Below are 13,786 nucleotides of genomic sequence, written 5' to 3' on the forward strand. Positions count from 1 at the left end.
GAGAAAACCTCCACAGCGTTGTGTTCGTCGTGTTCGTTGTGGTTCGATTATTCCTTTGGCGGTACAAAACCTATCCGGTTACGAGGTTTTGCTGTGCGTTTGTGGTCGACTTGCAGCTCGGCAAGCGATTCGTTGATCAACTCCAATTGCATTCGGGTGTCTTCATGCAGATCGTTGTAGTCGGTAAAGACTTCTTCGATATATTCTTTGAGTTTATCGAAATCTTTTTGGGATACGCTATGTCTTTCTTCTGGCGGATTAGCCAGTCGTTGACGCAAGGCGACAAAGGCACGTATGATTTGGATATTTACATTTATCGCAATATCACTTCGCAAAACACTGGATAACATAGTTACCCCATGCTCCGTAAAAGCAAGTGGTAATATATAGCTGTATTTCATGTTTGGAGATATGTGGTCACAAATTGTGACCAGCTTATTCCATTCATTCTTAGAGAGTTCGAACATGAAATCCTCTGGGAAACGTTTTGTATGTCTCTTTATCGTTTGTTTGAGCACTTTTGTTTGAACCTGATACATCTCCGCCAGGTCAAAGTCCAACATCACCCGCTGGCCGCGGATCTCGTAAATTTTAGATTGGATGGGTGTGAGTTCCATAGTTAATCATTTTAAGTTATAATGGGATAAAGATAAGAAAAATCCTTTTTACTTCGGGTTACTTTGAAGCACTTTGTGGTTCAAAATAAACCGCAATGATCTTGTTTGATTAACCACCAAATACACCAAATACACAACGGAAGAACGCGGGTTTTTTAAGTCGTTGATTTTCAGTCTTGTAATATTGCCTTTTAAACTACTGGTAGTTTGTTCACAAACTACCGGTAGTTTGCGCACAAAGTATTAGTAGTTTGTCGACAAACTACCGGTAGTTTATTTTTTGGGTTCTACAATGGGTGAGGCGGTGGTATATTTTTGTATTTTTGCTCATTCAAATATACGTTTGTAAAATGCTCTATGGTTTGAATAATTCGGTATGTTGAAACACGTATGCATCCTGTTGCCCGGTCTTGTTTCTTTGTTTTGGACGGCTCTGTTTGCCGCTAACTGGCGAAAAAATTCCCGTTCCCAGCATATCTGGACTATTGTGATGGCCTTTATCACCCTTTCTATGGGTATTATGGCTTTTTTCTGGTATAGTGAGGGCAACTATAGCCTGTATTACAAAATGGATATCCTGGATTATGTGGCCACCCTTTCGTTTATCCCGTTTATCTTTCTTTATTTCCGGGAAGTGACGGGCGATACCGGTCGATGGGCGAAAGGGAAAGCCGGATTGCTCTTTCTGCCTCCTGTCGTCCTGGGATGCGTGACGGCAACGGTGTATTTCCTGTTGGGCGACGAGCAGGCGGCGGCTTTCTCGCGTGCCACGGTGGAAGATCCCGAGAGTTTGCGGCAAACGTCTTTCCTTCCCTATAAGATTCTTTATTTTGCCGGCGAATATCTCTATAGCATTTCTATCGCTATACAGGCTATCGTGGTGTTTGTTTACGCCTTTCGCCGCCTCTACCGATACCGTTCCCATCTGGAGGATTTCTTTTCGGATACAGAAGATAAAGACCTTAAATATCATTGGGCTGCATTGAGAGGACTTTTTGTTTTATTATTGTTGACCCTGGCTGTTGCCGCCTCGGGCTACCTGCAGTATATTCCATACGATATCTGGGTTTCGATTATTCCGGCAGTTATCGGAATTTGTCTTTTTATTATTTGTTACCATGTGTCTCTTTCGCATTATACGGCCGCCAGTTTTGCCCGCGAATTACTTCTGTCGGATGAAAAAGCGATCATTGAAGAATCGGAAAATACCGACGACGCGCAAAATACCTACCTGAAATTCCTTCCCCGCTTCAATGAATTGATGGATCAGGAACAGATCTTTCGGCAAAAGAAACTTCACCTCGACGATGTGGCGACATTGGTGGGCACCAACCGCGCCTATCTCTCTTATCTGTTGCGCGATGAATATCATACCGGCTTTGGAGAGTTTATCAATCGCAAACGGATAGCCTATGCCAAAGAGCAAGCCCGATTGAATCCGGAGCTTACCGTCGACGAACTGGCCGAGTGCAGTGGCTTTTCCCACGGCTCCACCTTCTGCCGCACCTTCCGCCAATACGAAGGGGTTACTTTCCGCACATGGCAGAAAAGTGCTTGATAATCATGCCCTTTCAATTGGGTTTTTGCTGATTTGCTAATTTTTTTTGTTGATTTGCTAATAACGGAACTCCTTTAACCTCCTACTTTTACACCCACTTTCAGACAAACCACCTTGACGCTAAACCGTTTGAGGCCGTAAGAAGCAAAATTATTCTATTAACTTACATAAAATAAAACAAAATGAAGAAAGTTTTTACCTTGTTATTTGCCCTTTTGGGGGTATCTATGATGTCTTATGCACAAACTGACGTAACTCTTACTGTTAAAAAGGATAATAGCGCTTATGCGTCCCATGAAAAGACTTTTCACTTATGCCAAGGGGCTGAATCTCAATATACAGGTTCAGGCACAGGAGGTACGGTTACTTTTTCCGATGTTGTCGTCGGTGCTTATGATATTTATGAAGGAACAGCGGATACGGGAGTTGATGCAATAGTATCATCCGATGCGAATTCATTTACTGTAGACTATTACACAGTAACATTTACGGCAACAAAAGCGGGTGAAGCGACTGATGCAAGTATAACGGCTACTTATGATGATGAAGAGATTGCAAGTGGTGATGTACTTATAAAAGGGAAAAAACTTGTATTGACCGCTAATGGATCTGGGGCCTCTGAATATACCTATGATTGGGTCTTGTTTATTTCAGGAATGCTATCTAGTCACAAAGGAAAATCTTTAACAATAGATCCGCTTAGTGTTTGGTATGATTTTACCTGTTATGTAACAGGAAAGAATACTACTCCCCCTTCCATCTACCACACCATCCACCTCGAAGTAGCCGACGGTATTGATCTTTATAATTTCTCTGCCGGAAACCACCAGGTAGAAGACGGGGCTCACCTGCATTTGCAATTCCTGCCCGAAGACCGTACGTTGACTGCCGATGATGTATTGTTCCTAATCGATGGCATTGAAACCTCATTTAATGATTTTGGCGCAGGCAATTATTACTCCCATATCCTGAACCCGATCGAACAAGACCATACGGTCCTGATCGCCTTGCGCGAATATCCGGTGACCCTGACCGAAACAGAAGGGGTAACCTATTCTATCGGTGCCGGCACGCATCAGGTGGCTTATGGCGAGAAATTCAGTTTCAGCCTGACCCTGGCCGAAGGTATTGATCCGGCGGATGTACATGTGATTGCCAACGGTATCGAGATCGAACCCGACGCCCTGCGTGCGGCTGTATTGACCTATACGATCGACAAGGTGATCAGCCCGATCACCGTGGTTATTGAAGGAACCGGCGGAACAACGGGTAATATACAAGCCGGTGAAACCATCCGCCTTGAAATTGTCAATTGTCAATTGTCAATTATCAATTCAGGTCAGGCAATAGACGTAAACGTCTATAGTCTGACCGGTAAGCACGTGGTGTCGCTTCGTGGACTTCGTGGTTCGAAAACCCTTTCACTCGAACCGGGCATTTACCTGGTCAAAGCGGGTGATAAGGTATATAAAGTCAGTGTTTATTAAAGACGTATATACTTCATAACATACCTGTTCCTCGCCCGACCGGGCGAGGAACTTATTTGGATTTAACCTTTCTCTCTGTAACTTTAAACTATAACTATTTTATTGATGCTTACCAACCTTATATTACTTTTCAAGGGGGAGAACCCGAGCATCCCTCATTTTTTAGAGGCAACCCATCTCCTTAGCGAACAGGAAAAAATGTTGTGGCGACAGGAGATCTTCCGTCTGGCCCTGAGCGGATGGACACAAGCCAATAAAAATTACCGGCATTTCTTTAAGAGTATGATCGTAGCCTATCGGCAACAATTTATCGATTACTATCACGCGCAAACCGTGATGGGCGAACTGGCCTTCCCGGTGGGCGAGCCCGATACGATGATTCTCTTTTCCAAACTCTGGTATGAATACGAGGGATACAAAGGAGCTCCTTTCCGTCAACTGGCATTCAATCTCTCCTTAAGCTTCGAACAGCATTATTCCCTTAAAAGTATTTGTACCCTTTCCTCTGCACAGATGATCGATCCGGGCGATCTGTTGGATATTTATGCCCGGGCACGGATCGGTAATTGTTAAATCTTTCTTTCCGAATATTTATTGTTGTTTCTTTATGAGTCAGTATATCAGTGTGTTATATTGATCGTGTCCTCTTTTTGTCTTCCGGAGTATGTTAAAAATACATGGAAACCTACCCGCGTAATATGACGGAAATTATTCATCTGTTTTTCTGTATATTCTTGTTAATTAGCTGTTTGTGTGTTTTTGTTCGCTCTATTTTCGGACATATTACGTCCATAACGCCCAATCGCAGGCCTATATCTTTGCTTCCGTAAGCTTACAAATGAATTGACAATTGACAATTGATAATTGACAATTGACGATGGAGAGAATTTATCATTAATCATTAATCATTAAACATTAAACAAAATGGCAATTCAATTTAGATTAGTAGAACGTAAGAATCTTGGACTGGACAATGGAACTATCCCCAAGAAATTGTATGTACATAGCCGGTCATCTTTTAAGGTGCCGTTTGAAATGCTCCTGGAAGAAATCGCGGATGCGGGTGTGCCTTCCAGTATGGTGCGGTCGGTGATCGACCGAATGAACTTCCTGTTCCGTCGTCACCTGGCGCAAGGGCATATCATTCAATTCGGCGACTTAGGTAATTTCCGTTATTCTCTGGGCTCGACAGGGGCAGAGACGGAAGAAGAATTCAGTAAGGATCTGATCAAACCTCCGAAGCTGGTGTTTACTCCCGGGAAAACGTTGTTAAAATCACGTGCACTGCTTGAATTCGAGCGTGTCGAACCGGAAGTGAAAGAGGTGGTTGTTGAAGACGAAGGCGGTAATGAACCGGAAGGTGGTGTATAACCTGCAACTGATCATGGCGGTCCTGCTCACTTTGAGCGGGATTGCCCTGCTCTTCTGTGGATTCTGGGTGGATCCCGAAGGAGAGATCGATCAGAGTGTGTTGATTGCGTTCGGCGAGGTGATGACGTTTGCCGGGGCATTGTTTGGGGTGGACTATTCTTATCGCGTGAAGCGCGATAAAATGGACAATTGACAATTGACAATTGACAATGAATTTAAGATATGAAGAATTATGAAAGGGAAAATAACAACACACTTCAGTTGGGAAGAGATGATCCGGAGCCGGACGGCTGAGGCAAACGGGATAGAAAACCGGCCGGGGACAAGTGAGATGGTGGCGTTGGAGCGGCTGGTTGTAGAATTATTACAACCTCTGCGGGATACGTACGGCAAACCGATACGGATCAGTAGCGGGTATCGATGCGCGGAACTGAACCGGCTGGTCGGTGGCGTCGCCTCCAGCCAGCATACGAAAGGGGAAGCGGCGGATTGTGTGACGCGCGATGCCGGTGAACTTCTACGGGTCTTGAAGGACAGCGGACTGCTGTTCGATCAGGCGATATGGTATACGAAAAGAAATTTCCTGCATCTGTCTCTGCGGAAGGCAGGAAACAGAAAACAATTTATCGTTTACAACACATAAGGGATGATGAAACCGATTCTATATATACTAATTGCGACCTGGCTTTGCGGGGGATGTGCAGTGCGAAAAGAAAAACGCGTGATCGATCAGGAAGAACGCCTGATGCAATGGAGCAGTAGGGATAGCTTGTCCTGGCATAGGCTGTTGGAAACGACAGAATGCCGGGTGATAAACCTGCAGCAGTATAAACTCTCCAAACCGGATAGTTGCGGGCTGCAACATCTCGAATATCTCACCCGGGCAACGATCAGTGATCAGACAGAACAGACCGAGCGTGTGCAGGTGAAGAACGAAACCCAGGCTTCAATGCAAGAGCAGTCTCTGCAATTCAGTGCCGAACAGACCGAAAGTCGGACTTCTTCCCGCGCTTGGCTGTACCGGATAATTGGCATTATTGTTAGCCTCTGTCTGTTGTTTTTGTTTTCTTTTTTTGTGCGGCTAAAAAAATAACGTTATCTTGTCGGATCTATACACCGATAATCTGATCAGCGTATGAAACGAGCGATTTCTCTTGCAGATACGGGTCGAAGAAAGGAGGGGCCGATGAAACGGATAGGACTTTGTGTGGGTATCTTAGTCTGGCTGTTGAGTAGTGTGAGTTGTTCTACCTATTATTATTCCACACTGAGCTCGGCCGACCGGGCGGGTGATCGGACGCCTGCCGGAGAATTTGTGCAGGAGAACGATACGGCTCGGGTGATCTACCGTTTTTCCGGCGAAGACGCTCCCGTACATATTACTATATATAATAAGTTGGACGAACCTTTGTATGTCGACTGGCGACGGTCGGCTATCATTATCGACGACCAGGCGACGAGCTACTCGCCGGATGCCTTGTTGTTTGAAGATGAAGCCGGTTTGACTTCTTCCGAATTGGCGATGATCCCGCCGCGCGCGATGATTCAGCATCAGCCGTTGACCCTGGCCGATTTTTCGTTTAATAAAATTCCGAAGAGTGAATACCGGCAAGTGAAGTTTCCGGATGCCAAAGGCGATTATGCCGATCTCTATGTAAAAGAGTATACGCTGGAGGATTCTCCGTTGTATTTCCGAAGTTATATCACGCTGTTGACCGGCGGCCGGGGCTACGATCTGCCTCAAAGCCTGGTCTTTGAAAAGAGTTTCTATATCTCCCAATTGGTCAGGGCCGGAGGCCTTTCTCCCAAACATTTTACGCCTACGGCACAAAATGCGGGGGATACATTTTATGTTCGTTATGTCAAGGGACGTACTTTGGGATATACGATGCTTTCGGTTGTTATCATAGCCGGTGCGGTTGCTGTTGAAGTGGCCGTAGATCCGAATGAGCGGTATTGATCCGGGCTTAATTCGCTGATCCTCTTTCCGGTTTTGCGTTGTCTATGTCTTTGTCCATGTTGTGATAATGGAGCGCGTATGATCTCTTTTTTATATTTATGATCGTTAAACGTAATGTAGAAAAATCATGAGTGAAAAATTACAAGCAAGAAAGTTGCGTTACTGGCTGGAAGAGGAGAAGGCTTATCTGCGGAAAGACCTCAAGCTGACCGATGCATCCGAAGCTATACCGGTGAACCGGACGTATCTGTCCCGTATATTCAACCGGCATTTCAAATGCTCTTTCAGTGTTTGTCTGTTGAAGTATCGCTTGGAAGAGAGTAAGCGATTATTGGTGGAATATCCCGAGTTGATGGTCTGTGAAGTGGCAGAACGTTCAGGTTTTCGGACACAGGCTACCTTTTATCATGCCTTTAAGCAACATGAACAGCAGACACCGGGGCAATACCGCAAACTACAATTGAAACACCGAACCTTTCTTCCGAAAGGATAAAAGCCTGTGAATATGAAGAGGAGCCAAACAAAATGACTATTTTAAAAATAATTTGCCGGAAAGTTTTGCGAATAAAGAAACAATCCGTAATTTTGCTGCCCGTTTTACGGATGTAAATTTTCAAATAACATATAAAAAACAATTATGATTGTAGTACCATTAAAAGAAGGCGAAAACATCGAAAAAGCGCTTAAAAAATTTAAAAGAAAGTTTGAGAAAACAGGCGTTGTTAAAGAACTCAGAAGCCGTCAGGCTTTCATAAAACCTTCTGTAACTAAGAGAAAGCAAAATATGCGTGCGGCTTATGTTCAACAGCTGCAGCAGGCTGAAGAGTAAAATAATCCTTTCCGGGGTTTGTTTTATTAAATAGTTTTTGTTATATTCGTTGCATGTTATGATGGTGTGACGAAATTATGTATATTGATGCGTTTTTGAAATATCTTCGTTATGAGCGGAACTATTCCGAACATACTGTTCAGGCTTATGCAAAAGACCTGATGCAGTTTGAAGCTTATGCAAAAGAGCATCAGGAAGGTGTTTTTAAGCCTGTGTTGGTCGACGCAGATATCGTCCGTAACTGGATCGTTTATTTGCTGGAAGATCATATACAGGCTTCGTCGGTTAATCGGAAATTAAGTTCTTTGAAATCTTTTTTTAAGTACCTCATGAAGCAGGGCATAGTCTCTGCCAATCCTCTGCGCCTGGTGAACGGGCCGAAAGCAAAAAAGGCATTGCCTTATTTTGTGAAAGAGAGTGATATGGAACAGTTGCTCGACGGGGATGGATTTGATGAGGATTTCGAAGGAGTAAGAGATCGTTTGATTATTGAGTTGTTATACGACACCGGTATGCGGCGCTCCGAACTGGCCGGTTTGAAAGATGTGGATATCGATTATGGATCTATGTTGATCAAGGTGACGGGGAAGAGAAACAAGCAGCGGTTGATACCGTTTGCCGATGGGCTGAAAGACATGCTGTGTATCTATGTTGAAAAACGTAACGATGAAATAGGAGCGGTCGGTGGTTCTTTGCTGGTGAAAAAAAGCGGGAAACCGATAAACACTTCCGATATATATACTGTTGTAAAGAAAAGGCTGGGAGAGATCCCGACACTTTCAAAACGCAGTCCGCATGTGTTACGTCATTCGTTTGCGACAAGTATGTTGAATAATGGGGCGGAGTTGAATGCAGTCAAAGAATTGCTTGGACATAATAGTTTGGCTTCTACCAGTATTTATACGCATACAACCTTTGAAGAATTAAAAAAAGTGTATCATGCTCATCCTCGAGCTAAAAAAGAAGGAGGTCATTATGGAAATTAGAATTCAGGCGATCAATTTTGATGCTTCAGAACAATTGGAAGCGTTCATTCAGAAGAAAGTGACTAAACTGCAAAAGTTTTTTGATGAAATACTTTCTGCCGAAGTAAACCTGAAGGTGATTAAACCGGAATCGGCTAAAAATAAAAAGGCGGGAATCCGGTTAAATATCAAACACGGAGAATGTTTCGCAGAGAAAGAAAGTGACACTTTCGAGGAGTCCATAGATGAATGTATACAAGCATTGGAGAAGCAATTGGCGAAAACCAAAGAAAAAATCCGCACCAAATAAAAAAAACAAGAAAGAAGTTTGGTATGTAAGAAATAATACCTAAATTTGCAGCCGTTTCGCCCGTGTGACGAAGCGGCTTTTTCTTGAAGCCTTAATGCCTCTTTAGCTCAGTTGGCCAGAGCACGTGATTTGTAATCTCGGGGTCGTTGGTTCGAATCCGACAAGAGGCTCGGAGTGTGCAAAGCGCACGAGTTGAAAGTGGAGAGTTGAAAGTTGAAAGTTAAATACATTCTAAACTTACAACAAAATAAATCATACAAATGTTGACAGCGGTCAACGTTTTTCTTGAAATACTGATTATATCAATTTGTTGATTGTCGAATTTGAAGTTGTAACTTTCAACTCTCAACTTTCAACTTTCAACTAAATAAAGAGGGGTAGTTTCCAGAGTGGCCAAATGGGGCTGACTGTAACTCAGCTGTCTTTCGACTTCGGTGGTTCGAATCCATCACTACCCACAAATCGACCGAATGGTCGATTTGAGTTGAAAATTAAAAGTTGAAAATTGAAAGTGAAATAAAAGCTTTCCACTTTCATCTTTCACCTTTCAACTATTTGCACTGCGTGCAAAATCTGCGGAAGTAGCTCAGTTGATAGAGCATTAGCCTTCCAAGCTGAGGGTCGCGGGTTTGAGCCCCGTCTTCCGCTCTAAATTATGCCTGTGTAGCTCAGTGGTAGAGCACTTCCTTGGTAAGGAAGAGGTCCCGAGTTCAAATCTCGGCACCGGCTCAATACAGAAATGTAAGAAAAGAGTATAGAAAAAACATGATCATTAATCAAATAAAGAACAATTAAATTATGGCAAAAGAAAAATTTGAAAGATCGAAACCGCACGTAAATATCGGTACGATTGGACACGTTGACCACGGTAAAACTACTTTGACCGCTGCTATTACTACAGTATTGGCAAAGAGAGGTCTTTCTGAACTGCGTTCTTTCGATTCTATCGACAACGCTCCGGAAGAAAAAGAAAGAGGTATCACTATCAACACTTCTCACGTAGAGTATCAGACAGCTAATCGTCACTATGCTCACGTAGACTGTCCGGGTCACGCCGACTACGTTAAAAACATGGTAACGGGTGCTGCTCAGATGGACGGTGCGATCATCGTAGTGGCTGCAACCGACGGTCCTATGCCTCAGACTCGCGAGCACATCCTGCTGGCTCGTCAGGTAAACGTTCCGAGATTGGTTGTTTTCATGAACAAATGTGACTCTGTTGATGATGAAGAAATGTTGGAACTGGTAGAAATGGAAATGAGAGAATTGCTTTCTTTCTATAATTTCGACGGTGACAATACTCCGGTTATCCGTGGATCTGCATTAGGTGGATTGAACGGTGACGCTCAGTGGGAAGAAAAAGTAATGGAGCTGATGGAAGCTTGCGATACTTGGATTCCGCTGCCTCCGCGTGAAGTGGACAAACCTTTCTTGATGCCGGTTGAAGACGTGTTCTCTATCACAGGTCGTGGTACAGTGGCTACCGGTCGTATCGAAACAGGTATCATCAAAACAGGTGAAGAAGTTCAGATCATCGGTCTGGGTGCTGAAAATATGAAATCAGTAGTAACCGGTGTTGAAATGTTCCGTAAGATTCTTGACGAAGGTCAGGCTGGTGACAACGTAGGTCTGTTGCTCCGTGGTATCGATAAAGATGCAATCAAACGCGGTATGGTTATCACTCACCCGAACAAGGTAAAACCTCATTCAAGAGTGAAAGCTGAGGTATATATCCTGAAGAAAGAAGAAGGTGGACGTCATACGCCGTTCCATAACAAATATCGTCCGCAGTTCTATATCCGTACATTGGACGTAACTGGTGAAATCACTTTGCCGGAAGGAACTGAAATGGTAATGCCTGGTGATAATGTAACTATCAATGTAGAGTTGATCTATCCGGTAGCATGTAGCGAAGGTCTTCGTTTTGCTATCCGTGAAGGTGGACGTACAGTAGGTGCAGGCCAGATCACAGAACTGTTAGACTAATATTCGTTCAAAAATAGAGCCAGCCTTCGGGCTGGCTTATCTACGGAAGTAGCTCAGTCGGTAGAGCACTGGTCTCCAAAACCAGGTGTCGGGAGTTCGAGCCTCTCCTTCCGTGCAAAAAATATGAATTCGATGAAAAAGATATTCAATTATATTAAAGAATCCTATAACGAACTTGTATATAAAGTTTCTTGGCCAACGAGAACAGAGCTTTCCAACAGTGCGGTAGTGGTTATGTTTGCTTCCCTTATCATTGCTGCATTAATCTTTGTTATTGACATGGCTTTTGAAGGCGTGATGCGATTCGTCTATGAGAGAATTTTTTAATCGGTTTTAGGTATGTCTGATATCCAGAAAAAATTTTATGTTCTTCGTGCCATTAGTGGTAAGGAGAATAAAGTTAGGGAATACTTAGAAGCTGAACTGAAGAATACTGACTTAGGTGAATATGTGTCACAAGTCCTTATTCCTACAGAGAAGACTTTTACGATTCGTAATGGTAAGAAGGTGATGAAAGAAAGAGCCTACTTACCCGGTTATGTATTGGTAGAAGCTGCTTTGGTGGGAGAGGTCGCTCATCGATTACGCAATATCCCCAATGTGATCGGATTCCTTGGCGGATCCGAGAACCCGATTCCTCTGCGTCCTGCTGAAGTCAATCGTATCTTAGGTACGGTGGATGAATTACAGGAACAACAGGATGATATGGATATCCAATTCTATGTGGGCGAAACCGTAAAAGTAACCTACGGGCCTTTTAACGGTTTTAGCGGTATAATCGAAGAGGTCAATGCCGAGAAAAAGAAACTCAAAGTGATGGTTAAAATCTTCGGACGGAAGACCCCCCTTGAGTTAGGTTATTTACAAGTTGAGAAAGAATAGTACTTTTTTGTTACGAAAGTGCTTCCCCCTTTCTTTGAGTTATTGATGTTTATATTTTAAATTTAAGAAAAATGGCTAAAGAAGTTGCTGGACAAATCAAATTGCAGATTAAAGGAGGAGCAGCAAACCCTTCTCCACCAGTAGGACCGGCTTTAGGTTCTAAGGGTATTAATATTATGGAGTTTTGCAAGCAATTCAATGCCAGGACTCAGGAAAAGGCTGGTAAGATATTACCTGTGGTAATTACTTATTATGCTGATAAAACATTCGACTTTGTTGTTAAAACCCCTCCTGTAGCAATCCAATTATTGGAAGTGTCTAAACAGAAGAGTGGCTCTGCGGAACCGAACCGTAAAAAGATCTCAGAAATTACCTGGGATCAGGTGAAAGCGATTGCAGAAGACAAAATGGTCGATTTAAACTGCTTTACTGTTGACTCAGCCATGCGAATGGTTGCCGGTACAGCCCGTAGTATGGGTATTACAGTTAAAGGCGAATTTCCGGGTAATAATTAAAAAAATCAATTGAGATGAGTAAACTTACAAAAAATCAAAAGTTGGCTTTAAGCAAGATTGAACCTGGGAAAGCATATACATTAAAGGAAGCATCTGCACTGGTAAAAGAAATTACCAATGCGAAATTTGATGCTTCGGTTGATGTGGATGTTCGCCTTGGCGTCGATCCCCGTAAAGCAAACCAGATGGTCAGAGGCGTTGTGTCTTTGCCTCATGGAACGGGTAAGCAGATTAGAGTTCTCGCATTATGTACACCTGATAAAGAAGCCGAAGCTACTGCTGCCGGAGCTGATTATGTTGGGTTGGATGAATATATCGACAAGATCAAAGGCGGTTGGACCGATATTGACGTGATCATTACGATGCCGGCAATCATGGGTAAGATCGGTGCTTTAGGTCGTGTGTTAGGTCCTCGTGGCTTGATGCCGAACCCGAAGAGCGGAACGGTTACCAATGATGTAGGTACAGCGATCAAAGAAGTCAAACAAGGTAAGATCGACTTTAAAGTAGATAAAACAGGTATCATGCATACTTCTGTGGGTAAAGTCTCTTTCACTGCGGATATGATCCGTGAGAATGCAAAGGAATTTATCAATACACTGATCAAGTTGAAACCGACTGCGGCTAAAGGAACATATATTAAGAGCATTTATCTTTCAAGTACTATGAGTCCGGGTATTAAAATCGACCCCAAGTCCATTGAAGAAAATTAATTAAACAATTGAACAATGAAAAAGGAAGATAAAGGCAAAGTTATAGAACAATTAACCGCAACACTTCAGGAATATCCTCACTTCTACCTGACTGATATCGAAGCATTGAATGCTGAGAAAACCAGCCAGCTGAGAAGAGCTTGTTTCAAGCAGGATGTGAAACTGATCGTTGTTAAGAATACGTTGCTTCAAAAAGCACTGGAAAACATCGAAGGTGATTTCTCACCCTTAGATGCCTCTCTCAAAGGAAATACGGCTGTGATGTTTGCACAACAAGCCAATACTCCTGCCAAACTGATCAAAGATTTTACTAAAGGAGCCAAGAAAGGTGAAGTGGCTAAACCGGAACTGAAAGCTGCCTATGTACAGGAAAGCTTCTATATCGGTGCTGAAAACCTGGATGCTTTGGTAAATATCAAGAGCAAGAACGAACTTATTGCAGATGTTATCGCCTTGTTGGAATCTCCTGCAAAGAACGTTATTTCCGCTCTCCAATCAGGAGGCCAAACGCTTACCGGTATTTTGAAAACACTGGAAGAGCGATAATATTTTATACAATTTATACAGATAAATAATCATTTAAATCATACAAA

The 13,786-nt window shown here is 43.1% G+C and carries 19 protein-coding genes and 5 tRNA genes; 23 read left to right on the top strand and 1 reads right to left on the bottom strand.

Annotated features, from left to right (window positions below; all coding sequences use genetic code 11):
• Positions 1-47: 47 nt before the first annotated feature.
• On the bottom strand, positions 48-617 hold the full coding sequence (locus M2133_RS08625) for an ORF6N domain-containing protein (RefSeq protein ID WP_277465692.1): 570 nt from the start codon (positions 615-617) through the stop codon (positions 48-50).
• A gap of 376 nt (positions 618-993) precedes the next feature.
• On the opposite strand from M2133_RS08625, the gene M2133_RS08630 reads away from it, so the two are divergent.
• From M2133_RS08630 to rplJ, 23 genes are all read left to right on the top strand, one after another.
• On the top strand, positions 994-2,175 hold the full coding sequence (locus M2133_RS08630) for a helix-turn-helix transcriptional regulator (RefSeq protein ID WP_277465693.1): 1,182 nt from the start codon (positions 994-996) through the stop codon (positions 2,173-2,175).
• A gap of 656 nt (positions 2,176-2,831) precedes the next feature.
• A complete protein-coding gene (locus M2133_RS08635) occupies positions 2,832-3,662 on the top strand; it encodes a hypothetical protein (RefSeq protein WP_277465694.1) in 831 nt (276 codons plus the stop codon).
• Positions 3,663-3,860: 198 nt separating this feature from the next.
• The gene (locus tag M2133_RS08640; protein ID WP_277465695.1) at positions 3,861-4,235 is read left to right on the top strand and encodes a hypothetical protein; all 375 of its coding nucleotides are present in this window, start codon (positions 3,861-3,863) and stop codon (positions 4,233-4,235) included.
• Positions 4,236-4,586: 351 nt separating this feature from the next.
• Positions 4,587-5,033, top strand: coding sequence for a DNA-binding protein (locus tag M2133_RS08645; protein ID WP_277465696.1), 447 nt, complete (start codon positions 4,587-4,589; stop codon positions 5,031-5,033).
• A complete protein-coding gene (locus M2133_RS08650; protein ID WP_277465698.1) occupies positions 5,011-5,226 on the top strand; it encodes a hypothetical protein in 216 nt (71 codons plus the stop codon). The genes M2133_RS08645 and M2133_RS08650 overlap by 23 nt, the downstream gene beginning before the upstream one ends.
• Positions 5,227-5,265: 39 nt before the next feature.
• Positions 5,266-5,676, top strand: coding sequence for a D-Ala-D-Ala carboxypeptidase family metallohydrolase (locus M2133_RS08655; RefSeq protein ID WP_277465700.1), 411 nt, complete (start codon positions 5,266-5,268; stop codon positions 5,674-5,676).
• 3 nt (positions 5,677-5,679) lie between these two features.
• Positions 5,680-6,126 (top strand): hypothetical protein, encoded by a 447-nt coding sequence (locus M2133_RS08660; RefSeq protein ID WP_277465701.1) that lies wholly within the window; start codon positions 5,680-5,682, stop codon positions 6,124-6,126.
• A 93-nt stretch (positions 6,127-6,219) separates the two neighbouring features.
• Positions 6,220-6,993, top strand: a complete 774-nt coding sequence (locus tag M2133_RS08665) for a hypothetical protein (protein ID WP_277465702.1) — start codon at positions 6,220-6,222, stop codon at positions 6,991-6,993.
• 127 nt (positions 6,994-7,120) lie between these two features.
• Positions 7,121-7,486, top strand: a complete 366-nt coding sequence (locus tag M2133_RS08670; RefSeq protein ID WP_277465703.1) for a helix-turn-helix domain-containing protein — start codon at positions 7,121-7,123, stop codon at positions 7,484-7,486.
• A 144-nt stretch (positions 7,487-7,630) separates the two neighbouring features.
• Positions 7,631-7,822: a 30S ribosomal protein S21 gene (rpsU, locus tag M2133_RS08675; protein WP_277465704.1), complete on the top strand. Its 192-nt coding sequence runs from the start codon at positions 7,631-7,633 to the stop codon at positions 7,820-7,822.
• A 77-nt stretch (positions 7,823-7,899) separates the two neighbouring features.
• A complete protein-coding gene (locus M2133_RS08680) occupies positions 7,900-8,808 on the top strand; it encodes a tyrosine recombinase XerC (RefSeq protein WP_277465705.1) in 909 nt (302 codons plus the stop codon).
• Positions 8,798-9,097, top strand: coding sequence for a ribosome-associated translation inhibitor RaiA (gene raiA / locus M2133_RS08685; RefSeq protein ID WP_277465771.1), 300 nt, complete (start codon positions 8,798-8,800; stop codon positions 9,095-9,097). The genes M2133_RS08680 and raiA overlap by 11 nt, the downstream gene beginning before the upstream one ends.
• Before the next feature lie 96 nt (positions 9,098-9,193).
• A tRNA-Thr gene (locus tag M2133_RS08690) sits at positions 9,194-9,267 on the top strand.
• A 205-nt stretch (positions 9,268-9,472) separates the two neighbouring features.
• A tRNA-Tyr gene (locus M2133_RS08695) sits at positions 9,473-9,555 on the top strand.
• A gap of 117 nt (positions 9,556-9,672) precedes the next feature.
• Positions 9,673-9,745: transfer RNA gene (locus M2133_RS08700), tRNA-Gly, on the top strand.
• A 9-nt stretch (positions 9,746-9,754) separates the two neighbouring features.
• Positions 9,755-9,826 (top strand) — tRNA-Thr (locus M2133_RS08705).
• A 69-nt stretch (positions 9,827-9,895) separates the two neighbouring features.
• Complete coding sequence (tuf, locus tag M2133_RS08710) at positions 9,896-11,083, top strand: elongation factor Tu (protein WP_277465707.1); 1,188 nt, start codon at positions 9,896-9,898, stop codon at positions 11,081-11,083.
• A 42-nt stretch (positions 11,084-11,125) separates the two neighbouring features.
• Positions 11,126-11,198 (top strand) — tRNA-Trp (locus M2133_RS08715).
• A 17-nt stretch (positions 11,199-11,215) separates the two neighbouring features.
• The gene (gene secE / locus M2133_RS08720) at positions 11,216-11,410 is read left to right on the top strand and encodes a preprotein translocase subunit SecE (RefSeq protein ID WP_277465708.1); all 195 of its coding nucleotides are present in this window, start codon (positions 11,216-11,218) and stop codon (positions 11,408-11,410) included.
• Positions 11,411-11,422: 12 nt separating this feature from the next.
• Complete coding sequence (nusG, locus tag M2133_RS08725; RefSeq protein WP_277465710.1) at positions 11,423-11,965, top strand: transcription termination/antitermination protein NusG; 543 nt, start codon at positions 11,423-11,425, stop codon at positions 11,963-11,965.
• A 71-nt stretch (positions 11,966-12,036) separates the two neighbouring features.
• On the top strand, positions 12,037-12,480 hold the full coding sequence (gene rplK, locus M2133_RS08730; protein WP_277465711.1) for a 50S ribosomal protein L11: 444 nt from the start codon (positions 12,037-12,039) through the stop codon (positions 12,478-12,480).
• Between the two features lie 14 nt (positions 12,481-12,494).
• A complete protein-coding gene (gene rplA, locus M2133_RS08735; RefSeq protein WP_277465713.1) occupies positions 12,495-13,193 on the top strand; it encodes a 50S ribosomal protein L1 in 699 nt (232 codons plus the stop codon).
• Between the two features lie 15 nt (positions 13,194-13,208).
• Positions 13,209-13,739, top strand: coding sequence for a 50S ribosomal protein L10 (gene rplJ, locus M2133_RS08740; RefSeq protein ID WP_277465714.1), 531 nt, complete (start codon positions 13,209-13,211; stop codon positions 13,737-13,739).
• Positions 13,740-13,786: the final 47 nt, after the last annotated feature.

Source organism: Parabacteroides sp. PF5-6 (genome assembly GCF_029504695.1).
In the GTDB taxonomy this organism is placed as follows: domain Bacteria; phylum Bacteroidota; class Bacteroidia; order Bacteroidales; family Tannerellaceae; genus QVMG01.

Bases quoted from the DNA above. Each gene is read 5' to 3' on its own strand.
- M2133_RS08625 (WP_277465692.1), bottom strand. From the start codon at position 617: ATGGAACTCACACCCATCCAATCTAAAATTTACGAGATCCGCGGCCAG.
- M2133_RS08630 (WP_277465693.1), top strand. From the start codon at position 994: ATGTTGAAACACGTATGCATCCTGTTGCCCGGTCTTGTTTCTTTGTTT.
- M2133_RS08635 (WP_277465694.1), top strand. From the start codon at position 2,832: ATGCTATCTAGTCACAAAGGAAAATCTTTAACAATAGATCCGCTTAGT.
- M2133_RS08640 (WP_277465695.1), top strand. From the start codon at position 3,861: ATGTTGTGGCGACAGGAGATCTTCCGTCTGGCCCTGAGCGGATGGACA.
- M2133_RS08645 (WP_277465696.1), top strand. From the start codon at position 4,587: ATGGCAATTCAATTTAGATTAGTAGAACGTAAGAATCTTGGACTGGAC.
- M2133_RS08650 (WP_277465698.1), top strand. From the start codon at position 5,011: ATGAACCGGAAGGTGGTGTATAACCTGCAACTGATCATGGCGGTCCTG.
- M2133_RS08655 (WP_277465700.1), top strand. From the start codon at position 5,266: ATGAAAGGGAAAATAACAACACACTTCAGTTGGGAAGAGATGATCCGG.
- M2133_RS08660 (WP_277465701.1), top strand. From the start codon at position 5,680: ATGATGAAACCGATTCTATATATACTAATTGCGACCTGGCTTTGCGGG.
- M2133_RS08665 (WP_277465702.1), top strand. From the start codon at position 6,220: ATGAAACGGATAGGACTTTGTGTGGGTATCTTAGTCTGGCTGTTGAGT.
- M2133_RS08670 (WP_277465703.1), top strand. From the start codon at position 7,121: ATGAGTGAAAAATTACAAGCAAGAAAGTTGCGTTACTGGCTGGAAGAG.
- rpsU (WP_277465704.1), top strand. From the start codon at position 7,631: ATGATTGTAGTACCATTAAAAGAAGGCGAAAACATCGAAAAAGCGCTT.
- M2133_RS08680 (WP_277465705.1), top strand. From the start codon at position 7,900: ATGTATATTGATGCGTTTTTGAAATATCTTCGTTATGAGCGGAACTAT.
- raiA (WP_277465771.1), top strand. From the start codon at position 8,798: ATGGAAATTAGAATTCAGGCGATCAATTTTGATGCTTCAGAACAATTG.
- tuf (WP_277465707.1), top strand. From the start codon at position 9,896: ATGGCAAAAGAAAAATTTGAAAGATCGAAACCGCACGTAAATATCGGT.
- secE (WP_277465708.1), top strand. From the start codon at position 11,216: ATGAAAAAGATATTCAATTATATTAAAGAATCCTATAACGAACTTGTA.
- nusG (WP_277465710.1), top strand. From the start codon at position 11,423: ATGTCTGATATCCAGAAAAAATTTTATGTTCTTCGTGCCATTAGTGGT.
- rplK (WP_277465711.1), top strand. From the start codon at position 12,037: ATGGCTAAAGAAGTTGCTGGACAAATCAAATTGCAGATTAAAGGAGGA.
- rplA (WP_277465713.1), top strand. From the start codon at position 12,495: ATGAGTAAACTTACAAAAAATCAAAAGTTGGCTTTAAGCAAGATTGAA.
- rplJ (WP_277465714.1), top strand. From the start codon at position 13,209: ATGAAAAAGGAAGATAAAGGCAAAGTTATAGAACAATTAACCGCAACA.